Below are 21,423 nucleotides of genomic sequence, written 5' to 3'. Positions count from 1 at the left end.
CAGACGGCAAGATGGACCGCATGAGCGCAATGAAGGACAAGCTGAAGGCCGATCTCACGGCCTCGATGAAGAGCCGGGACGAGGTCCGTCTCCGGACGATTCGGATGGCTCTGGCGGCCGTCAACGTCGAGGAGGTCGCGGGCAAGGAGGCCAGGCAGCTCAGCGATGACGAGGTCATCAAGGTGCTGACCAAGGAGGCCAAGAAGCGGCGCGAGGCCGCCGAGGCGTTCCAGAACGCGGGACGCGCCGAGCAGGCCCAGGCGGAGCTGGACGAGCAGGCGGTGCTGGAGGAGTACCTGCCGGCGCAGCTCTCCGACGAGGAGCTGGCCCAGATCGTCGACGCGGCCGTGGCCGAGACCGGCGCGTCGGGACCGCAGGCCATGGGGCAGGTCATGAAGGTGGTCAACCCCAAGGTGGCGGGCAAGGCCGAGGGCGGCCGCGTCGCCGCCGCCGTACGCGCCCGCCTGACGGCCTGAGCCCGCCGCCCGCTCAACGCGGGCCAGGTGGCCCTGGGCCACAACACCCGGTCACCCGGGGCCATGGACGCGGGCCGGTCCTGAGGGTGGCCGTACGGGCCTGGAAGGGCCGCAGGAGGGCCTGCGCGTCGAAACGCGGGCAATCGGGGCATAGGCCCTCCGAAGCCGCGTAGCGCCACCAGGCGGCCGCCGTGCACGGCCCGCGCCCGCTCGGGGCGAGGGCCGACACGCCGAAGGACGACACGCCGAAGGTCAGTACGCCAAGCTCAGCAGGCCGGGGTCAGCGGGCTCGGGTGGCCGGGGTGGTGAGGCCGGTGGTGCCCTGGCCGCCGGGGCCGTCCCCGTGCGAGTCGTCGGGCCCAGGCCCGTCGCCCTGGTCGTTGTTGTCGCCGAAGAAGTCCTCGAACGGGTCGCCGCCTCCCCGCCGCTCGTCGTCGTGCTTCTTCTTCTTGGGCTTGGGCGCGCACTTGTCGGAGCAGCCGCCGAACCGCGAGTGGTCCACCGGCGTGAACTCCGCCGGCTCCACCCCCTTGAGCGCCTGCATCATCGCCTGCTTCCAGATGGGCCCGGAGATGGACGCGCCGTACACGTACGGGAAGTAGTTCCCGCCGATCGTGACCCCGATCAGCTTGTGGGTGGAGGCACCGCGCGGGTCGCCGAGGCTCACGGCGGAGGCCAGGTTCGGGGTGTACCCGGCGAACCAGGCGGACATGTAGTCGTCGGTCGTGCCGGTCTTGCCCGCGGCGTCCCGTCCGATGCCGCCCACCTCGCGCATCGTGCCCTTGGTGAACACGCCCGAGAGGATCCCGCTGACCGCGTCGGCGACCTCCTCCTCCATGACCTGCGAGCACTTCGGCTTGTACTGCTTGGCGTTGCCGTTGCGGTCCTTGATCTCGGTGATGGCCAGCGGCTTGCAGTACTGGCCGCGCGAGGCGAACACCGCGTAGGAGTTGGCGATCGTCACCGGGTCGACCTCGTTGACGCCGAGTGTGAACGTCTCGACCTCGCGCAGCTTGCCGCCGTCGGCCCGCTTGACGCCGAGGCGCTTGGCCAGCTTGACGACCTTGCAGAGCCCGACGTCCTGCTCCAGCTTGAGGAAGAACGTGTTCACCGAGCCCCACGTGCCGGACTGCAGGGTCTTGAAACCGCCGCCGCCCTCGCTGGAGTTGTGCGCGGTGTGCGACGGGTCGCCGACGTTCTCGCCCTTGCAGTTCTTGAACGAGTTGTAGCCGCTCGCGGTGAACCCGGCCGGGGCCGGGAAGCCGTCCTCGTACTTCAGGCCCTCTTCGAGCGCCGTGGCCAGCGTGTAAGCCTTGGCCGTCGAACCCTGCTGCAACCCGCGTCCGCCGCCGTGCTCGGCGTCGGCGACGATGTTGTAGCTCATCTCGTTCTTCTTCTTGCTGCCGCCGAACTTGCGCGAGGCCGCCATCGCCTTGATCTCGCCGGTGCCGGGCACGACCATGGCCTGCGAGGCCACCGGCTTGTCCTTGGGGCTGACGTACTTCTTGATGGCCTTCTCGGCGGCCTTCTGCATCTTGGGGTCGAGCGTGGTCTTGATCGTCAGGCCGCCGCGCTGGAGCAGCTTCCTGCGCTCGTCCTGGTTCTTGCCGAAGTCCTCGTTGCCGAGGATCTCGTACTGGACGTAGAGGCAGAAGTACGGGACCTTGCTGGCCTCGCAGCCGCCGGGGAACTTGACGTCCTTGTAGCCGAGCTTCTTGGCCTTGGCCTCGGTGGCCTGCGGCCAGGTGATCTTGCCGATCTCGGCCATCCGGTCGAGCACGGTGTTGCGGCGCATGAGCAGCCGCTCGCGGGCCTCGGGGCCGACGTTGGGGTCGGTGCGCGCCGGGTTCTGCACGGCGCCGGCCAGCGTGGCGGCCTCCCAGAGGCTGAGCTCGGAGGCGGGCTTGTCGAAGAAGCGCCTGGCCGCCGCCTGGACGCCGTGCGCCCCGGCGCCGAAGTAGGCGATGTTGAGGTACTTCTCCAGGATCTGCTGCTTGCTGTACTTCTGCTCGATCGCCATGGCGTACCGCAGCTCCTGGAGCTTGCGGGAGAGCGTCGGGGCGATGGCCGCCTGCTGCTCCTCGGGCGTCTCCGCCTTGTTGACCAGCACCTGCTTGACGTACTGCTGCGTGATCGAGGAGCCGCCCTGCATGACGCCGCCGCCGGTGAAGTTCTTCACCAGGGCGCGGGCGGTGCCCTCGACGTCGATCGGGCCGTGGTCGAAGAAGCGGAAGTCCTCGATCGCGATCAGCGCGTTCTGCATGATGGGCGCGACCTTGTCGAGGGTCACGGACTGCCGGTTCTCGTAGTAGAACTGGGCGATCTGCTTGCCGTTGGCGTCGACCAGCTTCGTGCGTTCGGGCAACGGAGGCTCGTCGAGATCTCTAGGCTTGAGTTCGAGTCCGTCCATGGCGGTCTTGGCCGAGACCCCGGCCCCACCGACCGCGGGCAGCGCCACCGCTGCCGCCAGAACACCCGCCGCCGTCCCGGCGATGATCAGACGCAGGACGCTGAGGAGCGGGTGGGAGCGGTCTTTGCCCTTCGCTTGCACGCTCCCAAGGGTACGTCGAAACGCTGTCCTTATCGGTAACACGACACCATTTCGCCTTGACTGGGAGGGGTGACTAGTCATTCCCGGTCAACAGTCCGGCGAGAAATTGGTCCTCTGGGGTCTGTCGGCCCGAACGTGAAGTTGCGTACGTTCTTCCTCTGCGGCAACTGAATACGGAGGCTCGGCGCCCGCGCCCGTCGGCCCCAAATGACGACTGACCACCTAAGGGGAGTGGGGTCGAAAAATGTGGATCACGGATTGGACCTCCCGTGCCGCCTGTAAGGGTGCGGACCCGGACGCGCTGTTCGTCCAGGGCGCCGCACAGAACAGGGCAAAGTTGATCTGTCGAGGGTGCCCGGTCCGTACCGAATGCCTCGCCGATGCGCTGGACAACCGCATCGAGTTCGGGGTGTGGGGCGGTATGACCGAACGCGAACGACGTGCGCTGCTCAGGCGCCGGCCCGACGTGGACTCGTGGCGCGACCTGCTCGAGTCCGCGAAGGAAGAGTACGAACGGACCAATGAGCTGATCGCGGGCTGACCTGGCCCGCGGCGGGAGAGCACGGCCGGCGCCGCCCGTCGGCCGTGCTCTCTCTACGCGCTCGCCAACAAGTTCCCGATCTGCCGAAGTCCGGCCAGATCGTGGACGTCCTCGGACATCGCACGTACCTGTGCCATGGGCACCGTGGGATGAGCCGAGACGAAATGCTCCTGCTCGCGGCTCTCGCGGGCGGCGAGCTGCATCCGGCCGGTGTGCAGCCGCAGCACAGCGGCCGTCAGCTCGTGTTCGCCCTTGGACTCCAGGTCCTCGGCCGCGGCGGCGCTGCGTGCCGCTGAGAGCGCCGAGCCGGGCGACACGTGCACCCGGTTCACCACCAGCCCGGCGAGGGGCATGCGCTCCTCGGCGAGCCGTTCGACGAAGTACGAGGCCTCCCGCATCGCGTCGCGCTCCGGCGCGGCCACGACGAGGAAGGCCGTGCCCGGCGCCTGCAACAGCTTGTACGTCATCTCGGCCCGCTGCCTGAACCCGCCGAACACGGCGTCCAGCGCGGACACGAACGTCTGCAGGTCCTTGATCACCTGTGCGCCGAGCAACTTGGTCATCGCTCCGGCCATCAACCCGAAACCGGCGTTGAGCAGCCGGAACGCGCTGCGTCCGCCCGCCTTGGCGGGTGCGGTCAGCAGCCGGATGAACCGTCCGTCGAGGAAGCGGCCGAGCCGCTCCGGCGCGTCGAGGAAGTCCAGCGCCGACCGCGAGGGCGGCGTGTCCACGATGATCAGGTCCCACTCGTCGGAGCGGCGGAGCTGGCCGAGCTTCTCCATCGCCATGTACTCCTGCGTGCCCGAGAAGCTGGAGGACAGCGACTGGTAGAAGGGGTTCGACAGGATCTGGCGGGCCCGCTCGGGATCGGCGTGCGCCTCGATGATCTCGTCGAACGTGCGCTTCATGTCGAGCATCATGGCGAAGAGCTGGCCGTCGCCCTCGGGCGAGCTGACCAGGCGCGGCGTGTTGTCCAGCTCGGTCAGGCCCATCGACTGGGCCAGGCGGCGCGCCGGGTCGACGGTCAGCACGACCGCGCACCGGCCGCGTTCGGCGGCGCGCAGGCCGAGGGCCGCGGCGGTCGTGGTCTTGCCGACGCCGCCGGAGCCGCAGCAGACGATGATCCTGGTGCCCTTGTCGTCGAGGATCGCGTCGATGTCGAGGGGGATGTGCTTCTTCACGCTGCTCCCCGGTGGGTGCGGATGGTGTCGGCCAGCTCGTACAGGCCGGCCAGGTCGACGCCGTCGGCCAGCAGCGGCAGCTCGAGGCGCGGCAGGCCGGCATCGGCCAGGGACTCGCGTTCGGCGCGCTCCAGCTCGGTGCGGCGGGCGTGCTCGACGACCTCCTCGGCGAGCGCCTCGGCCATGGCGGCGGCGTCGGAGGTGTCGGCGAGCCCGGCGGCCTTGAGCCCGAGCGCGAGCTCGCCCACGTCGAAGCGGCCCTTGACAGCCATGTCAAGAGCGGCCTGTGGAAGCAGTGATTCACGCACCATGTTGATGAAAACGCAACCTGGGGGGAGCCCGGCAGAACGCAATTCGGCGACCCCGTCGAGGGTCTCCTGCACCGGCATCTCCTCCAGGAGGGTCACGAAGTGGACCATCGTCTCCCTGGATTTCACGACGCCGTTCACCAGTTCGGAGTGGTTCTTGATCGGCCCGACCTTGGCCAGGCCGGCGACCTCCTGGGTGACGTTCAGGAAGCGGGCGATGCGGCCGGTGGGCGGCGCGTCGAGGACGACGGCGTCGTAGACGCGGCGGCCGTTCCTGCCCCGCCTGCGTACGGCCTCGGTCGTCTTGCCGGTGACCAGGACGTCGCGGAAGCCGGGGGCCACGGTGGTGGCGAAGTCGACGATGCCCATCTTGGTCAGTGCGCGGCCGGCCCTGCGCATGCCGTAGAACATCTCCATGTATTCGAGCATGGCCTCTTCGGGATCGATGGCCAGCGCGTACACGTCGCCGCCGGAGGGCGCCACGGCGATCTTGCGCTCCTCGTAGGGCAGCGGGGGCAGGTCGAAGATCTGGGCGATGCCCTGCCTGCCCTCCACCTCCACGAGCAGCACCTTGCGCCCGCCCGCGGCCAGCGCGAGGGCGAGGGCGGCGGCGACGGTCGTCTTGCCGGTGCCGCCCTTGCCGGTGACGACGTGCAGGCGCACGTCGTCCCATTCCGTGTCCGGAGAGTCCACGTTTCGAGGCTACCGAACGGTTACTTGTCGAAACCCGACGGCCACCGTTTGAGATTGCTCACATTGCGGTCACCGCCGCTCAGATGGGTGGGGTAACAGGCCGTGGGGCGGGTTTCCATGAGATCGTCATGCCATGAAGAAATGGGAGTACCTCACCGCTCCGGTGCTGATCCACAACACGAAGATGATCCTCGACAACTTCGGGGCCGACGGCTGGGAGCTGGTCCAGATCGTCCAGGGCGCCACGCCCGAGCAGCTCGTCGCCTACTTCAAGCGGGAGAAGCCGTGACCCCCGAGGAACGCATCGCCGAGCTCGGGTTCGAGCTGCCCCAGCCCGTGACGCCGCTGGCCGCGTACGTGCCGACCGCGCGCACCGGCGATCTCGTCTACACCTCCGGCCAGGTGCCCATGCTGGAGGGCAAGCTGCACCAGACCGGCAAGCTCGGCGTCGACCTCGGCGTCGACGAGGGCAAGGCGCAGGCCCGCATCTGCGTGCTCAACGCGCTGGCCGCGCTGAAGGCCGAGCTGGGCGAGCTGTCCAGGGTGCGCAGGATCGTCAAGGTCGTGGTCTTCGTGGCCAGCGCGCCGAGCTTCACCGAGCAGCCCCAGGTGGCCAACGGCGCCAGCGACTTCCTGGCCGAGGTGTTCGGCGACGCCGGCAAGCACGCCCGCAGCGCCGTGGGCGTGGCCGCGCTGCCGCTGGACGCTCCCGTGGAAGTGGAGCTGATCGCGGAGGTCTCCTGACCGCGGGGATGTGTCACCATGACCGAGTGATGTTCTAGTAGGAGGTCAGGTGGCCGGTCTTCCCCTTCCCGACGAGCTCGCCGCGCGAGCCAGAGAGATCATCGCCGGGCGGGTCGAACCCGTCCCGGCGCGTGACGCCGCCACGGTGGTGATCCTGCGCGGCTCGGGTCCGCGTGGCGGGCCCGAGGTCTACCTGCTCAGGCGCAAGTCCACGATGGCCTTCGCGGCGGGCGCGTACGTCTTCCCCGGCGGCTCGGTCGACCCCCGTGACACCGACCAGGCGGTCGCCTGGGCCGGGCCGTCGCCCAAGGAGTGGGGCGAGGTCTTCCACGCCGACGAGAACCTCGCGCGCGGGCTGGTGTGCGCGGCCGTGCGGGAGACGTTCGAGGAGTCCGGGGTGCTGCTGGCCGGGCCGGGGCCGGACAGCGTGGTCGAGGACACGACGGGCGACGACTGGGAGGCCGACCGGCTGGCGCTGATCGACCGGAGCCTGGCCTTCGCCGACTTCCTGGCCGGGCGCGGCCTGGTGCTCCGGTCCGACCTGCTCAAGCCGTGGGCCCACTGGATCACGCCGGTGATCGAGCAGCGCAGGTTCGACACCCGGTTCTTCGTGGCGGTGCTGCCCGAGGGGCAGCGTACGCGCGACGTCGGGGGCGAGGCCGACCACGTGGTGTGGCGGCGGCCCGCCGAGGCGGTCGAGCTGGCGCGCAGGGGAGAGATCTTCCTGATGCCGCCCACCTACCGCACGCTCGACGAGCTGGCCGGGCACGACAGCGTGGCCTCCGTGCTGGCCGAGGAGCGGCACATCACCGCCATCCTGCCGGAGGCCGTGGAGGTCGAGGGAGAGATGAGGTTGATGACGCCGTGAGCGGCCTGCACATCCCGCTCGACACGCCTGACGGATCCCGTACCGAACACGCCGAGAACCTGCTCGCGCCCAACCCGTCCGCCATGACGCTGGACGGCACCAACACCTGGGTCATCGGCACCCGCGACGCGGTCGTCGTCGATCCCGGGCCCGACGACGAGGCTCATCTGCTCCGCGTACGCGACCATCTGGGCGGGCGGCGGGTCACCCAGATCCTGCTCACGCACGGCCATCACGACCACAGCGGCGGCGCCAAGCGCTTCGCCGAGCTGGTCGGCGCCCCCGTACGCGCCCTCGACCCACGCCACCGGCTGGGCGACGAAGGGCTCGGCGACGGGGACGTGATCACCGTGGACGGCCTGGAGCTGCACGTGTACGGCACGCCCGGCCACTCGTTCGACTCGCTCTGCTTCTGGCTGCCGCAGGACCGGGCCATGCTGACCGGCGACACGATCCTGGGCAGGGGCACCACGATCATCGCCCAGGACGGCGGCCTGGGCGACTACCTGCGCAGCCTCGACCGGCTCAGGGCGGCGGCCGAGGGCCTGGGGGCGCGGGCGCTGCTGCCCGGCCACGGCCCGGTGCTGCCCGACCCGATCGCGGTCCTCGACGCCTACATCGCCCACCGGCGGCAGCGCCTCGACCAGATCAGGGCGGCGCGGGCGCGGGGCGCGCGCACGCCGCGCGAGATCGTCGAGGACGTGTACGCCGGCGTCGACAGGTCGCTCTGGCCCGCCGCGGAGGTGTCCGTGCGGGCCCAGCTCGACTACCTGGAGCGGTTGTAGAGCCGGTCCATGTCGAGGATGACCACGGCCTTGGCCTCGATGCGCAGCCAGCCGCGCTGGGCGAAGTCGGCCAGGGCCTTGTTCACCGTCTCGCGCGAGGCCCCGACGAGCTGGGCCAGCTCCTCCTGGGTGAGGTCGTGGTGCACGCGCATGCCGTCGTCGGTCTTGGTGCCGAACCGCTCGGCCAGGTCGAGGAGCTGCTTGGCGACCCGTCCGGGCACGTCGGTGAAGACCAGGTCGGCCAGCACGTCGTTGGTCCGGCGCAGCCGCTGGGCCAGGGCGCGCAGCAGGTGCAGCGCCACCTCGGGGCGGCCGGTCAGCCACGGGCGCAGGTCGTCGTGGCCCAGCCCGGCCAGGCGCACGTCGGTCAGCGCGGTCGCGGTGGCCGTGCGCGGGCGCGGGTCGAACAGGGACAACTCGCCGAACATCTCGCTCGGGCCGAGCACGCTCAACAGGTTCTCGCGGCCGTCGGGCGAGGTGCGGGAGAGCTTGATCTTGCCTTCGAGCACGACGTAGAGCCGGTCGCCGGTCTCGTTCTCGTGGAAGAGGGTCTGCCCCTTGGACAGCTGGACCTCGGTGATGCTCGTACGCAGCGCCGCGGCGCTCTCGCGGTCGAGCGCGGCGAACAGGGGGGCCTTGCCCAGCACATCTTCGGTGTTCACTCTGCCTCCTCTGCTGCCATTGTGACTCACCCCACTCCGGGCGGCACACACAGGCTATGGGAATGCCCGCATTAGGTGGGGTATGCCCTGGTGTGTGGCGCACTGAAGTGTATGAACAAATCGGGTGACCTGCTTACTTCCGCAGGAGGTCGTCCACTGAGGCGACCGCCGTCGCCATCGTGTGGTCCAGCAGGACGCGTACGACATGGGCCGCCGAAGGGCGGGCGGCCGGCTCGGGACGGCGGCAGCGCTCGACCACTCCGCGCAGCGGATGCGGCAGCGTGCCGGGGCCGCTCGCGTACCTCACCAGCTCGGCCCAGTCCCGTACGTCACCCGCCGGGCCACCGCGGCCGGGCGAGCCCTGAACGCCCACCAGCACCTGGCCGCGCGTGCCGAGCGCGACGTTGTCCGGGGTGAGCCGCAGGCCGGTCACGCCATGGGCGTGCATCCTGGCCATGGCCGCGGCGCTGCCCAGCGCCAGCCGGTGCAGCGCGGCGCCGCTCAACGGGCCGCCCGCGCGTACGAACTCGGTCAGTGTCTCGCCCTTGTGCTGATCGCCCATGATCGCCGCCCTCCACGCGCCAGGTTGTACGCGAACGAGGCGGAGAAGGTTCAACCGTTCCCATAGTCTTGCGGCATGGCCACGAACGCGGCGGGCCGCAAGCCGGAGACCCAGCTCGCACTGGTACGGCGGGCGCGCAAGATGAACCGCATCCTCGCCGAGACCTACCCCGACGCCCACTGTGAGCTCGACTTCCGCAACCCGCTGGAGCTCCTGGTCGCCACCATCCTCTCGGCCCAGTGCACCGACAAGCGGGTGAACATGGTGACTCCCACCCTGTTCGCCAAATACCCCACGGTCGAGGACTACGCCGCCGCCGACCGGGCCGAGATGGAAGACATCATCCGCTCGACCGGCTTCTTCCGCGCCAAGACCAACAGCATCATCGGCATGGCCCAGGCCGTGTGCGAGCGCTACCGCGGCGAGGTGCCCGGCCGGCTCAAGGACCTGGTCACGCTGCCCGGCGTGGGCCGCAAGACCGCGAACGTGGTGCTCGGCAACGCGTTCGGCGTGCCTGGGCTGACCGTCGACACCCACTTCCAGAGGCTCGTGCGCCGCTTCGGCTGGACCGAGGAGACCGACCCCGTCAAGATCGAGCACGTCGTGGCCGAGCTGCTGCCCCGACGCGAGTGGACGATCTTCTCCCACCGGGTGATCTGGCACGGCCGCCGCATCTGCCACGCCCGCCGTCCGGCCTGCGGCGTGTGCCCGCTGGCGAGCCTGTGCCCCTCCTTCGGCACCGGGCCCACGGGCGAGGCGGAGGCGGAGAAGCTGGTCAGGCCCGGTCCCTTCTCCTGAGCGCCACGCGCGGGAAGTGAACGGGGCCGTACCGTGTTGGAGGTTGGCGTGACAGAAGTGCCCGACTGGCTCGAACGGCTGGCGGCGCAGGCCGCCGGGATCACCGTGCCCCGCTACCTGCGGCCCCCGGCCGACGGCGGGCGCCTGGCCGCGGTGCTGATGTTGTTCGGCGAGGGGCCGTTCGGTCCCGACGTGCTGCTGATCCAGCGCAGCTCACGCGGTCGCCGGCACGCCGGCCAGCCCGCCTTCCCCGGCGGCGGCGTCGATCCAGGCGACGGCGGCCCGGTCGGCGCGGCCCTGCGCGAGGCGGAGGAGGAGACCGGCGTCGACCCCCGTGGCGTACGCGTTCTCGGCACCATGCCCGAGCTCTACCTCGACCACAGCGACAACCGGGTCACGCCGGTGTTCGGCTGGTGGCACACGCCCTCGGCGGTGCACGCCGCCTCGCCCGACGAGGTCGAGTCCGTCGAACGGGTGCCGATCGTGGAGCTGGTCGACCCGGGCAACCGGGTCATGCTGCGGCACCCCAGCGGGCTCGCCGGTCCGGCCTTCCACGTACGGGGCATGCTGGTGTGGGGGTTCACCGCGATGGTGCTCGACACCGTGCTGCGCGAGGGCGGCCTCGAACGCCCGTGGGACCCCGCGCGGATCGAGGACCTGCCGGCCGAGGTCGTCAGGATGGGCCTGCGCGAGCGGATCACCCCGACGCCTCGAATCGTTACTCCGCGGCCCTGAGCGAGACGCCGAGCGAGGCCCAGTCGGCCACGTCGGCGTCGGCGTCGGCGGCCAGGGTGCGCAACATCTCCAGGCCCGCCCGATCCGGCGGGTCGCCGAGCACGTGCTGCAGCGCGTACGCGGCGCCGTACCTGACTCTGGCGTCGTCGTGACAGGCCAGGTCGATCACCGAGGGCAGCGAACGTGGGTCGGCCAGATGGCCGAACGCGATCAGGATCGAGTACAGGACCATGGCGTCGTCCTCGCTGGCCGCGAGGTAGCGCAGCACCGGCAGCGTACGGTCCACGAACGGCCGGAGCATGCCCATGATGTCCACCCCGAGCAGGCGCTCGGCCACGTTGTCCGCGGCGCACAGGCGGCGTGCCTCGATGAACGACTCAAGGTCGGCCCGCTGGCGCAGCAGGCAGATCACGTGCCAGCGCAGTGGGCCGTCCGGGTCGGTGTCGCTGAGGGCTGCCCGGATGAGATCGCGCACTGTTCCCTCGGCCGGAGGCATAGCGCCCAAGATAGCCAGGCGGGTGACGTCGTCCTGGCGGAAGACGTGCACACTTGACCGTATCGCTGGCTACCTTTGAAGCGTGCGCGGTGATCTGCTTGACCTCATATTGATCGGCCTCGTGATCGCCTTCGGCGTATCCGGGTACCGGCAGGGCTTCATCATCGGCGCGATGAGTTTCGTGGGGTTCGTGGGCGGCGCCGTGCTGGGCATCTTCATCGCCCCGCCGATCGCCAAGGCGGTCGTCGACGGCGACACCCCGCAGGCGCTGCTCGCCATCGTGATCGTGTTCCTGGCCGCGACGATCGGCCAGTTCGCCTCCTCCACGGTCGGCGCGGTCGTACGCAGCCACGTGACGTGGGAGCCGGCCAAGATGGCCGACGCCGTGGGCGGCACGTTCGCGAGCGCGCTGTCGGTGCTGGTGATCGCCTGGCTGATCGGGTCGCTGATCGTCTCGACGACCTTCACGCCGCTGGTCGACCAGGTCAAGAACTCCGCGCTGCTGACCACGGTCGACGACGCGATCCCGCAGGCCGCGCGCAACTGGCAGCAGCCGTTCAAGAAGTTCGTCGACAGGTCGGAGTTCCCGCCCGTCTTCGACGCGATCGGCGCCGACACGCTGATCGACGTACCGCCGCCCGCGCAGAGCATCCTCCAGGGCGCCAAGCTGGGCCGCGCCCAGCGGGCCATCGTCAAGGTCCAGGGCAACGCCGAGAGCTGCAACAAGCACATCGAGGGCACCGGTTTCGTCTACGCCGGCAACCGGATCATGACGAACGCCCACGTCGTCGCGGGCGTCACCCGCGACCTTGAGGTCATCGACTACCGCAACGTGCGCCACGCGGCCACGGTCGTGCGCTACAACCCCCAGCGCGACATCGCGGTCCTCTACGTGCCCGGCCTCAACCTGCCGCAGCTCAGCTTCGAGGCCGACGGCGAGCGCGGCGCCAACGCCATCATCGCCGGCTTCCCGCGCGGCAAGGGCTTCACCGCCGAGCCGGCCCGCATCGGCGGCCGCCTCGACGCCGAGGGCCCCGACATCTACCACGGCCCCAACGTCAGGCGGAAGGTCTACGCGATCCGCGGGAAGGTGTTGCCGGGCAACTCCGGCGGCCCGCTGCTCACCGTCGACGGCCGCGTCTACGGCGTGATCTTCGCCGCCGCCGTCAGCGAGAAGGACACCGGTTACGTGCTGACCGCCGAGGAGGTCGCGCCCGACGCCGGCCAGGGCCGGAACGACACCACCCCGGCCAGCACCCAGGAGTGCGACTAGTCCGGCAACTCGCCCAGGATCAGGGCGACGGCCTCGCCGGGGTCGCTGTCCTGGGTCAGGCCGGTGGCCGCCCTGCCGACGGCGTCGTAGTCGCCGCCGTACGCCTGCGCCCTGGCCGCGCCGCGGCTGAGGAGGGTCACCGCGCCGCGGCCGTTGCCGCGTTGCAGGTGCGTCAGCCCGACGCAGATCTGCGCGAGCCCCTGCCACAGCTCGCGCTCGTCCTCGGGGGCGCACTTCCAGCGGCCCTCGAAGACCTCGTGGGCGTTGAACGGCAGCCCTTCCCGCAGGAAGCGCCGCGCGTCGGCGAGCGCCTGCGCGGCGGTGGGGGCGTAGTCGTCGGGGACCCGGTCGACGCCGGACGAGCCGTAGGGGAGCGGCCTGCCGTACGCGTCGCGTGGCCTGGCGTTGCGCGGCTTGCCCTGGGGGTCGCGGTCTCTCATCGCTCGAGGGGCTCTCTCATCGGTCGGGTTCGGGGTCGGCCAGCCAGCCGAGCAGCTCGGTGTCGAACACGTCGGGGATCTCTTCGTGCGGGAAGTGGCCCGCGCCTTCGAGCAGCCGCCAGCGGTAGGGGGCCGCGACGTACCGGCTGGAGCCGTGGGCGGTGCGGGGCAGCACGCACGGGTCGAGCGCGCCGTGCAGGTGCAGCGTCGGCGCCTCGATCTCGGTACGCATGACCCTGGCGTAACGTCGCCCGTCGGGCCGGAGCTGGGAACGGCCGAACCAGCGGTGGTACTCCAGCGCGGAATGGGCCACGGCGGGGATGCCGAACGCCTCCCGGTAGGTGCGTGCGGTCTCCGCGTCCGGCCAGCCGGGGGCCGACCACTCCGCCAGCAGCCTGCCGACCTGGGCGGCGTCGTGGCGGGTGAGCCGGCGTTCGGGCAGCAGGGGGAGCTGGTAGCCGAGCCCCCGCCGGGCGGCCCTGAGCTGGCCGAGGTCGGTCACCAGCGAGTGGCGCAGCCGCAGCGGATGCGGCGCGGACACCACGACCAGCCGGCGTACGCACTTGGGGTCGAGCACGGCCATCGTCCAGGCCAGCAGGCCGCCCCAGTCGTGGCCGACGACGACCGCGCCGGTCTCGCCGAGCGCGCGGATCAGCCCTGTCGCGTCGGCGGCGAGGGTGGGCAGGTCGTAGCCGCGGGGCGGCTTGTCGCTGCCGCCGTAGCCGCGCAGGTCGGCGGCCACCGCGCGGAAGCCGGCCGCGGCGAGCGAGGTGAGCTGGTTGCGCCAGGTCCACCAGAACTGCGGGAACCCGTGCAGCAGCAGCACCAGCGGACCCTCACCGGCCTCCACGACGTGGAAGCGGGTGCCGCCGGCGTGCACGGCCCGGTGTGTCCACGGGCCGTCGATCTGGACGACCGTCTCGTCAGGTGCCATCACGGCTCACCGGCCGGCTGTCGGAACTGGGCACCGGAAGCGTCTGCTCCTCGGGGGTGGCGATCTCCTTGAGCCCCTTGATCGACCTGGCCGTACGCTTCATCCCGGCCAGCCCCTTCAGCCTGCGTACGCCGACCAGCACCAGCAGGCCCGCGGCCACCAGGTAGAAGACGGTCACGATGAGGAAGGCCGCCCAGTTGGGCAACCACTGGGCCAGCACGTACGCGATGGTGAACGAGACGAGGATCAGACACAGGTGGGCCATGAACGCGGCGGCGGCGAACAGGCCGGCGGCGGTGCCCACCCGCTTGGCGTCGAACTTGAACTCGGCCTTGGCCAGCTCGATCTCCGAGCGGACGAGGTCGGAGATGTGGCTGCTGGCCTGGGCGACCAGCGAGCCCAGGGATTCTTCCTCGGGAGTCTGCGGCATGAACGTCTCCTATCGAGGCCTGGTGGCCGTGTCAAACATCCCGTACTGACGGCTGGGCGCCACCGAACACGCGGAGGACGCTGCTACCCACAGAACTACCCGATCACCCACGATAACGCCGTCCACCGCAGACACATGAGGCGCATGCCCCAAAAGGGGGGGCATGCGCCTCATGTGGTGTTACGCCTGATCAGTCCTCGGACTTGGCCGAAGGCAGCTTCTCGGAGATGAGGTTCATCACCGTGCTGTCGGCGAGCGTGGTGACGTCGCCGACGCTGCGGTTCTCGGCCACGTCGCGCAGGAGGCGGCGCATGATCTTGCCGGAGCGCGTCTTCGGCAGCTCGGGCACGACCAGGATCTGCCGCGGCTTGGCGATCGGGCCGAGCGTCTTGGCCACGTGGTCACGCAGCTCGGCGGCGATGTCGTCGCTCTCCTCGACGCTGCCGCGCAGGATCACGAACGACACGATGGCCTGGCCGGTCACCGGGTCGGTCGCGCCGACCACGGCCGCCTCGGCGACCTTGGGGTGGCTGACCAGCGCGCTCTCCACCTCGGTGGTGGAGATGTTGTGGCCGGAGACCAGCATGACGTCGTCGACGCGGCCGAGCAGCCACAGGTCGCCGTCCTCGTCCTTCTTCGCGCCGTCGCCGGGGAAGTACATGCCCTCGAACCGCGACCAGTACGTGTCGATGTAGCGCTGGTCGTCGCCCCAGATCGTGCGCAGCATCGACGGCCACGGGTCGCGCACCACGAGGAAGCCGCCGCCCCCGTCGGGCACGCTGTTGCCCTGGTCGTCGACCACGTCGGCGGTGATGCCCGGCAACGGCCGCATCGCCGCGCCCGGCTTGGCCGAGGTGACGCCCGGCAGCGGGCTGATCATGATGGCGCCGGTCTCCGTCTGCCACCAGGTGTCCACGACCGGGCAGCGGTCGTGGCCGATGTGCTCGCGGTACCAGACGTACGCCTCGGGGTTGATCGGCTCGCCGACCGAGCCCAGGACACGCAGGCTGGACATGTCGAACTTGGCGGGGATGTCGTCACCCCACTTCATGAACGTCCGGATCGCGGTGGGGGCGGTGTAGAGGATCGTGACCTTGTACTTCTGCACGATCTCCCAGAACCGGCCGCGGTGCGGGGTGTCCGGGGTGCCCTCGTAGATGACGCTGGTCGCGCCGTTGGCGAGGGGGCCGTAGACGATGTAGGAGTGGCCGGTGACCCAGCCGATGTCGGCCGTGCACCAGTAGATGTCGGTCTCGGGCTTGAGGTCGAAGACCGCGTGGTGCGTCCAGGCCGTCTGGGTGAGGTAGCCGCCGGTCGTGTGCAGGATGCCCTTGGGCTTGCCGGTGGTGCCGCTGGTGTACAGGATGTACAGCGGGTCCTCGGCGTCGTGCGCCTCGGGGGTGTGCTGGTCGCTCTGACGCGCGACCAGGTCGTGCCACCACACGTCCTTGTCGCCCACCGCGACGTCCTGGCCGGTACGCCGTACGACGAGGACGTTCTCGACCTGCGGGCACTCGGCGACGGCCTCGTCCACGGTCGGCTTGAGGGCGCTCGGCTTGCCGCGCCGGTAGCCGCCGTCGGCCGTGATGACGAGCTTGGCGTCGGCGTCGTCGATGCGGCTCTTCAGGGCGGCGGAGGAGAAGCCGCCGAACACCACTGAGTGGATCGCGCCGAGGCGGGCGCAGGCCAGCATCGCGATCGGCAGCTCGGGGATCATCGGCATGTAGATGGCGACCCGGTCGCCCTTGCGCACGCCGAGCTCCAGGAGGGCGTTGGCGGCCTTGCTGACCTCGGTCTTGAGGTCGTTGTAGGTCAGCGTGCGGCTGTCGCCCTCGGGCTCGCCCTCCCAGTGGTAGGCGATCTTGTCGCCGCGTCCCTCCTCGACGTGCCGGTCGACGCAGTTGTAGGCGACGTTGAGCTCGCCGCCGATGAACCACTTGGCGAACGGCGCGTTCCACTCCAGCGTCGTGTCCCACCGCCTGGCCCAGGTCAGCCGCTCGGCCGCGCGCTCCCAGAAGGCGAGACGGTCGGCGTCGGCCTCGGCGTATGCGGCGGCGGTCACGTTCGCGGCCGCCGCCAGCTCAGCCGGTGGTGCGAACCGGCGGTTCTCCTGTAGCAGGTTGGACAGCGCCTGGGTCTCGTTGCCAGGGGTCTCCGGGGCCACTTCGTGCTCCTTCTATGGCCAGGTTGGATAGGTCGTGTCCCACTTCACCAGCTCACGGCCTCCCCACACAAGAGGTCTAGACAGGTCTGTACCGATTCGCGTGGGTGGCCGTTCGATTATCAGCTCGCATGACAAACGCAATTGAACTGTTGTCATCCTGAAATCAGGAGAATATGCGGCCCGGCGTGGCGGGAAAAAGCGGGGGGTGCCGTAGCGCCTTATACGGCGGCGGTCCGGTCCATGGCTGGGCATGGCGTACCCGCCGGTAAGGTCGGTTTTCGTGAGTGACCCATTGGCCGTCATCGCGCGGTTCCCAGGCGTGTCCGAGGCTGTCGACGAGGCGCGGCAGGCCGTCGACAGGCTCTATCGGCATCGCGTCCTGCGGCGGGCGAGCCCGGCGGTGTCCACCGAGTCGTCCCTGCGCGGCGCGCGGGCCTCGGCCGCGATCGAGGGCGCGGACGTGTCCCTCGACGCGCTGCGCCGCGACGAGGTGCACGACCCGCTCGTCCAGGGGGCGCTGCGGGCGTCGGCGGAGATGGGCCGGCTCGGGCCCACCTGGCGGAAGGCGCCCAGGCAGGTGCTCGCCCGCCTGCACACCGTCGCCGCCGCCGGGCTCGCCGAGGAGGACGCTTTGGGCCGGCCTCGTACCGAGGACTCGGCTCCCGACCCGCTCGGGCTCGGTCCGGCGCCGGGCGCCGCGGAGACCGCGACGCGCATGGACGCCCTGTTCCGGCTGCTGGAAGGGGCGGGCAAGGCGCCCGCGATCGTGCTGGCCGCCGTCGTCCACGCCGAGCTGGCGGTGTTGCGGCCCTTCGGTACGTGCGACGGCGTCGTGGCCCGTTCCGCCGGACGACTGACGCTGGTCGAGTACGGGCTGGACCCGAAGTCGCTGGTCGCGGTCGAGGTGGGACACCGGGAGCTGCCGTACGCGGAGGCGCTGAGGGCGTACCTGAGCGGGACCCCGGAGGGGGTCGGCCAGTGGGTACAACACTGTGCCTCGGCGGTAAGCCTGGGGGGCCGGGAGACGGCCGCCATCTGTGAAGCGATGCAGCGGGGCTGACGGACGGGCTGGTCACATAGCTGACGGCGTCTCGGTCGAGACGCCGTCCGCCGGTGCATCACACCGGGTTACCAAGCGTGCACCTCAATTTCGTCGGAACGGGTCAAGCCCGCCACGACGCGCCTCCCGCGGCTGGTCGCGCGTGGGTGCCCGGCTGATGCACCCGGACAAGTGGTCCGTAACACCTTTCTACGTCGGATTCGTCCTGATGGGAACCCCTCGTACCAAGACCTTTGCCGAGGCGTGGGACGGGCGGGAGGGTGCCGTTGCGGTCGCGATCTGCCGCAACCCGTTACCTACCTGTGATGATTACGGAACGTGACGGCCTTTATGTGATCGTTATGGGACGGCGAAAAAACTTGGCGAAAATGGCAGATTACTGCTCGACGAAACTCGAGTGGATCGGGCAGCATACGGAGGTATCGCCCGAAACTGGAGCGTCTGTGCGAGGGATTGCTTTGCAAGTCTCTTGCCTGCTCTGGTGAAGTGATGAAAGCTTTCTTCTGAAACGGGACCGGCTCTACCCCCCCGGAGCCGGACCGGTCAGGCGACCCCCGCTCTCCCCCCCGGCGGGGGTCGCCCTTTTTCCACCCCATCTCGCGCCCGCGCACCCCCCGCCCTCGCGCACCCCCGCCACCCGTCTGCGTGCTGGTTGTCCACAGGCGGCCCGTGGTCCGAGCCCGTCCTCCACAGAATCTCGTTCGCCCCCTCCCGCTCGCCTCCTCCTCAGCAGGGTTGACCTCCCACGTCCCCGCAGGAGGAGAACCCCGTGCACCGCCCCCTGGTCATCACCGAGGACCACGACCTCCTCGACGACCTCGTCCGCATCGCAGCCGCCGCCGGCGCCCAGCTCGACGTGGCCCACACCCCGGCCCACGCCCGCCCGTACTGGAACCTCGCCCCCATGGTCGCCATCGGCCCCGACCAGGCCGACGCCGTCTCCGCCACCTCACCACCCACCCGCGACCAGGTCCTCCTGGTGACCCGCGACCCCGACGACCCCGACGCCTGGCGCAAATGCGTGGCGGTGGGAGCCCAAGCCGTGGTCCGCCTCCCCGGTGACGAACGTCACCTCGTCGAACGCTTCGCCGACGCCATGGAACCCGAGCCCCGCTCCGGCGCGGTGACCTGCGTGATCGGCGGTCATGGCGGAGCGGGCGCGAGTGTGGTGTCCGCCTGCCTGGCCCTACGCGCCTCGGGCGACCGTCTCCGTACGCTCCTGGTCGACGCCGACCCCCTCGGCGGCGGCATAGACGCTCTGCTCGGCCACGAGGAGGCGGCAGGCGCCCGTTGGGGCGACCTCGTGGCGAGGGAGGGAAGGATCAGCTCCAGCGCACTGCGGGCGGCGCTCCCGTCGTTCGGCGACCTCGCGGTCCTGTCCTTCCACCGCGGCGAGGTGGCGGCGATCCCGCCCCAGGCCATGCGCTCGGTCCTGGAAGCGGGCAGACGCGGCTTCGACCTGATCGTCGTCGACCTCCCGCGCCACCTCGACCCGGCCGCCGTCGAAGCCCTCACCAGGGCGAACACCACCCTGACGGTCACCACGGCAGACCTGCGCGGCATCCTGTCCACCGTCCAGGTCCTGGGCGAGCTCGGCAAACACGCCTCTGACCTGCGTGCCATCCTTCGTCCCGGAGTTCTCGACGAGGAGACGGCGGCACAATCCCTCGGCATCCCCGTCGCCGCCCGCCTGCCCGACCATCCGAGGCTCACCGCCACCCTCAACCGCGGCGAGCTGCCCAAACTCGGCCCACGCACGGTTCTCGGCACCCTGTGCGTCTCCCTGCTCCAAGACCTCCTCCCGGCATGAGCGCCGCCGAGGAGGTCTCCCCGGAGCTGGTGGAGGCCGTACGCGTCCGCCTGGCCAGGGCAGGAGTGGAACCGACGGCGGCCCAGGTTGCCGTCGCCCTGAGAGCCGAACGTTCGGTCTACGGAGACGCCGAGATCCTCGCGGTGGCCCGCGCCCTGTGCGCCGACCTGATCGGGGCGGGCCCGCTCGAACCGCTCCTGGCCCGCTCCGACGTCACCGACGTCCTGGTCAACGGCCCACGGGAGGTGTGGATCGACGACGGCGGCGGCCTGCGCCGTACCTCCGTCACGTTCACCGACGACGGGGCGGTCCGCAGACTGGCCCAACGCCTCGCGGCCGCCGCCGGTCGCCGGCTCGACGACGCCTCGCCGTACGTCGACGCGAGGCTGGCCGGAGGCGTCCGGTTGCACGCCGTACTGCCGCCGATCGCGTCCGGCGGCACGTGCGTGTCGCTCCGCCTGCCGCCGCGCCGCACCTTCACCCTGTCCGACCTGGTGTCGGCCGGCACGATCGCCCCGGCGGCCGTCACGGTGCTGACGGCGATGGTCGAGGCCAGGCTCGCCTTCCTCGTCACGGGAGGCACCGGCACCGGCAAGACCACCCTCCTGTCGGCGCTCCTGTCCCAGGCCGACCCCGCCGAACGCCTCCTCCTGGTGGAGGACTCCGCCGAGCTACGCCCGCTGCATCCACACGTCGTCCGTCTGGAGACCCGACCGGCCAACCTGGAGGGCGCGGGCGGAGTGGGCCTGCGCGACCTGGTACGCCAGGCGCTGCGCATGCGTCCCGACCGCCTGGTGGTGGGCGAGGTCAGGGGAGCGGAGGTCGTCGACCTGCTCGCCGCCCTGAACACCGGCCACGAAGGCGGTTGCGGCACCTTGCACGCCAATGCCGCGGCCGACGTACCGCCCCGGCTGGAGGCCCTGGGCTGCGCGGCGGGCCTGACCAGGGATGCCGTGCACAGCCAGCTCGCGGCGGCCCTCGACGTGGTCGTCCACCTGACCCGCGCCCGTGCCGACGGCCGAAGGCGGGTCGCCGAGATCTGCCTGCTCGCGCGCACCCCGAGCGGCTTCGTCGAATCGGTCCCCGCCCTCACCTTCGCCCCGAACGGCACCTCCCACGCCGGCCCCGGCTACGAAACCCTCCTGCGAAGAACGTCCTGAAGGCCCCACGATGACCGCCGCACTCATCGCAGCCCTGTCCACAGCCTGCGCCATCTGGCTGTGGACAGGCCCGAGCACGCCCGCGATCCGCCTGCACACCCTCCTGACCGCCACCCACCGCCGGCTCCCATGGCACCACCTCCTCCGTACGTCCCTCACCCGCCCCAGTTCCACCCGCCGCGCCGACGCCTGGCGACGCGCCTGCATAGAGCTGTGCCAGTCGCTCTCGGCCGAACTCGCCGCAGGCCGCACCCCCGGCGAAGCCCTGACCCGGGCCATCACGGCAGTCGACTTCCCCGACCCCGAAGCCCTGCGTCCCGCCCTGGCCGCGGCAAGAGACGGCGGCGACGTCTCCGCGGCCCTCACGGCAGCGGCCCCCGCCCAGGGCGGCGAGGGCCTGCGCCGCCTCGCGGCCTGCTGGGACGTCAGCGTCACCGCAGGCGCAGGCATGTCAGCCCTGGTCGAACGAGTCGCCGGCACCTTACGCGCCGCCCAGGTCCACCGCCAGGAGGTCGCCGCCCAGCTGGCCGGCCCCCGCACCACAGCCCGAATGCTCGCCGCCCTCCCGGCCCTCGGCCTCCTCATGGCCGGCGCACTCAACATGCACCCGCTGAGCTTCCTGTTCGGCACGTTCCCCGGCCTGCTCTGCCTCCTGTCCGGCACAGCCCTGGACGCCTGCGGCCTGTGGTGGACCCACCGCATGGCCACCAAAGCCCAATCCTGACCCCACCACTGCCCGTCACCTCACCTGG

23 protein-coding genes are annotated in these 21,423 nt (G+C 70.7%); 13 read left to right on the top strand and 10 right to left on the bottom strand.

From position 1 onward, the window contains the following. The first annotated feature begins 20 nt into the window (after positions 1 to 20). Complete coding sequence (locus IEZ27_RS10835; protein WP_189647074.1) at positions 21 to 476, top strand: GatB/YqeY domain-containing protein; 456 nt, start codon at positions 21 to 23, stop codon at positions 474 to 476. 280 nt (positions 477 to 756) lie between these two features. Here the strand turns inward: IEZ27_RS10835 and IEZ27_RS10830 are convergent, their stop codons facing one another. Next, positions 757 to 3,027 (bottom strand): transglycosylase domain-containing protein, encoded by a 2,271-nt coding sequence (locus IEZ27_RS10830; RefSeq protein ID WP_229823859.1) that lies wholly within the window; start codon positions 3,025 to 3,027, stop codon positions 757 to 759. 244 nt (positions 3,028 to 3,271) lie between these two features. On the opposite strand from IEZ27_RS10830, the gene IEZ27_RS10825 reads away from it, so the two are divergent. Next, positions 3,272 to 3,568, top strand: a complete 297-nt coding sequence (locus IEZ27_RS10825) for a WhiB family transcriptional regulator (protein ID WP_090771382.1) — start codon at positions 3,272 to 3,274, stop codon at positions 3,566 to 3,568. A gap of 53 nt (positions 3,569 to 3,621) precedes the next feature. Here the strand turns inward: IEZ27_RS10825 and IEZ27_RS10820 are convergent, their stop codons facing one another. Both IEZ27_RS10820 and IEZ27_RS10815 read right to left on the bottom strand, forming a co-directional pair. After that, positions 3,622 to 4,749 carry an ArsA family ATPase gene (locus tag IEZ27_RS10820; RefSeq protein ID WP_189647072.1) on the bottom strand — a complete coding sequence of 376 codons (1,128 nt, stop codon included), beginning with the start codon at positions 4,747 to 4,749 and terminating at the stop codon, positions 3,622 to 3,624. Continuing rightward, positions 4,746 to 5,750 carry an ArsA-related P-loop ATPase gene (locus IEZ27_RS10815; protein ID WP_229823858.1) on the bottom strand — a complete coding sequence of 335 codons (1,005 nt, stop codon included), beginning with the start codon at positions 5,748 to 5,750 and terminating at the stop codon, positions 4,746 to 4,748. The genes IEZ27_RS10820 and IEZ27_RS10815 overlap by 4 nt, the downstream gene beginning before the upstream one ends. Before the next feature lie 133 nt (positions 5,751 to 5,883). On the opposite strand from IEZ27_RS10815, the gene IEZ27_RS10810 reads away from it, so the two are divergent. Genes IEZ27_RS10810 through IEZ27_RS10795 form a run of 4 tightly spaced genes read left to right on the top strand, consistent with a single transcriptional unit; the run spans position 5,884 to position 8,147 of the window. Then, complete coding sequence (locus IEZ27_RS10810; protein WP_157549052.1) at positions 5,884 to 6,039, top strand: DUF4177 domain-containing protein; 156 nt, start codon at positions 5,884 to 5,886, stop codon at positions 6,037 to 6,039. Further along, a complete protein-coding gene (locus IEZ27_RS10805; RefSeq protein WP_185845108.1) occupies positions 6,036 to 6,494 on the top strand; it encodes a RidA family protein in 459 nt (152 codons plus the stop codon). The genes IEZ27_RS10810 and IEZ27_RS10805 overlap by 4 nt, the downstream gene beginning before the upstream one ends. 49 nt (positions 6,495 to 6,543) lie before the next feature. Next, on the top strand, positions 6,544 to 7,362 hold the full coding sequence (locus IEZ27_RS10800; protein ID WP_189647071.1) for an NUDIX hydrolase: 819 nt from the start codon (positions 6,544 to 6,546) through the stop codon (positions 7,360 to 7,362). Then, complete coding sequence (locus IEZ27_RS10795) at positions 7,359 to 8,147, top strand: MBL fold metallo-hydrolase (RefSeq protein WP_189647070.1); 789 nt, start codon at positions 7,359 to 7,361, stop codon at positions 8,145 to 8,147. Before IEZ27_RS10800 ends, IEZ27_RS10795 begins: the two co-directional genes overlap by 4 nt. Here IEZ27_RS10795 and IEZ27_RS10790 read toward each other — a convergent pair. Together IEZ27_RS10790 and IEZ27_RS10785 are read right to left on the bottom strand one after the other, a co-directional pair. Then, positions 8,129 to 8,809, bottom strand: coding sequence for a Crp/Fnr family transcriptional regulator (locus IEZ27_RS10790; RefSeq protein ID WP_125644033.1), 681 nt, complete (start codon positions 8,807 to 8,809; stop codon positions 8,129 to 8,131). The genes IEZ27_RS10795 and IEZ27_RS10790 overlap by 19 nt on opposite strands. A gap of 133 nt (positions 8,810 to 8,942) precedes the next feature. Continuing rightward, positions 8,943 to 9,371 (bottom strand): hypothetical protein, encoded by a 429-nt coding sequence (locus tag IEZ27_RS10785; protein ID WP_125644031.1) that lies wholly within the window; start codon positions 9,369 to 9,371, stop codon positions 8,943 to 8,945. Between the two features lie 75 nt (positions 9,372 to 9,446). Between IEZ27_RS10785 and nth the strand changes: the two genes are divergently transcribed. Continuing rightward, entirely contained in the window at positions 9,447 to 10,169 is a 723-nt protein-coding gene (nth, locus tag IEZ27_RS10780) for an endonuclease III (protein WP_125644029.1), read from the top strand. Positions 10,170 to 10,217: 48 nt separating this feature from the next. Next, positions 10,218 to 10,904, top strand: coding sequence for an NUDIX hydrolase (locus tag IEZ27_RS10775; RefSeq protein ID WP_189647069.1), 687 nt, complete (start codon positions 10,218 to 10,220; stop codon positions 10,902 to 10,904). Here IEZ27_RS10775 and IEZ27_RS10770 read toward each other — a convergent pair. Further along, complete coding sequence (locus tag IEZ27_RS10770; RefSeq protein ID WP_229823857.1) at positions 10,888 to 11,379, bottom strand: HEAT repeat domain-containing protein; 492 nt, start codon at positions 11,377 to 11,379, stop codon at positions 10,888 to 10,890. The two genes, IEZ27_RS10775 and IEZ27_RS10770, sit on opposite strands and share 17 nt — an antisense overlap. 103 nt (positions 11,380 to 11,482) lie before the next feature. On the opposite strand from IEZ27_RS10770, the gene IEZ27_RS10765 reads away from it, so the two are divergent. Beyond that, positions 11,483 to 12,673: a MarP family serine protease gene (locus tag IEZ27_RS10765; protein ID WP_125644025.1), complete on the top strand. Its 1,191-nt coding sequence runs from the start codon at positions 11,483 to 11,485 to the stop codon at positions 12,671 to 12,673. Here the strand turns inward: IEZ27_RS10765 and IEZ27_RS10760 are convergent. From IEZ27_RS10760 to acs, 4 genes are all read right to left on the bottom strand, one after another. Continuing rightward, complete coding sequence (locus IEZ27_RS10760; RefSeq protein WP_125644023.1) at positions 12,670 to 13,113, bottom strand: DUF309 domain-containing protein; 444 nt, start codon at positions 13,111 to 13,113, stop codon at positions 12,670 to 12,672. The genes IEZ27_RS10765 and IEZ27_RS10760 overlap by 4 nt on opposite strands. A 16-nt stretch (positions 13,114 to 13,129) precedes the next feature. After that, positions 13,130 to 14,047: an alpha/beta fold hydrolase gene (locus IEZ27_RS10755; protein WP_189647067.1), complete on the bottom strand. Its 918-nt coding sequence runs from the start codon at positions 14,045 to 14,047 to the stop codon at positions 13,130 to 13,132. Further along, complete coding sequence (locus tag IEZ27_RS10750; RefSeq protein WP_189647066.1) at positions 14,037 to 14,477, bottom strand: phage holin family protein; 441 nt, start codon at positions 14,475 to 14,477, stop codon at positions 14,037 to 14,039. Before IEZ27_RS10750 ends, IEZ27_RS10755 begins: the two co-directional genes overlap by 11 nt. Positions 14,478 to 14,667: 190 nt before the next feature. Then, complete coding sequence (gene acs / locus IEZ27_RS10745) at positions 14,668 to 16,641, bottom strand: acetate--CoA ligase (protein WP_189647065.1); 1,974 nt, start codon at positions 16,639 to 16,641, stop codon at positions 14,668 to 14,670. Between the two features lie 280 nt (positions 16,642 to 16,921). On the opposite strand from acs, the gene IEZ27_RS10740 reads away from it, so the two are divergent. From IEZ27_RS10740 to IEZ27_RS10725, 4 genes are all read left to right on the top strand, one after another. After that, positions 16,922 to 17,701, top strand: coding sequence for a Fic family protein (locus IEZ27_RS10740; protein ID WP_189647064.1), 780 nt, complete (start codon positions 16,922 to 16,924; stop codon positions 17,699 to 17,701). 769 nt (positions 17,702 to 18,470) lie between these two features. Then, on the top strand, positions 18,471 to 19,511 hold the full coding sequence (gene ssd, locus IEZ27_RS10735; RefSeq protein WP_189647063.1) for a septum site-determining protein Ssd: 1,041 nt from the start codon (positions 18,471 to 18,473) through the stop codon (positions 19,509 to 19,511). Continuing rightward, a complete protein-coding gene (locus IEZ27_RS10730) occupies positions 19,508 to 20,671 on the top strand; it encodes a TadA family conjugal transfer-associated ATPase (RefSeq protein ID WP_189647062.1) in 1,164 nt (387 codons plus the stop codon). Before ssd ends, IEZ27_RS10730 begins: the two co-directional genes overlap by 4 nt. 10 nt (positions 20,672 to 20,681) lie before the next feature. Next, entirely contained in the window at positions 20,682 to 21,395 is a 714-nt protein-coding gene (locus tag IEZ27_RS10725; protein WP_189647061.1) for a type II secretion system F family protein, read from the top strand. The last annotated feature ends 28 nt before the right edge of the window (positions 21,396 to 21,423 follow it).

Source organism: Nonomuraea spiralis (assembly GCF_014648435.1).
Taxonomy (GTDB): Bacteria; Actinomycetota; Actinomycetes; order Streptosporangiales; family Streptosporangiaceae; genus Nonomuraea; species Nonomuraea spiralis.
Note: the sequence above shows the minus strand (reverse complement) of the source record. Positions and strands in the feature narration are given on the sequence as shown.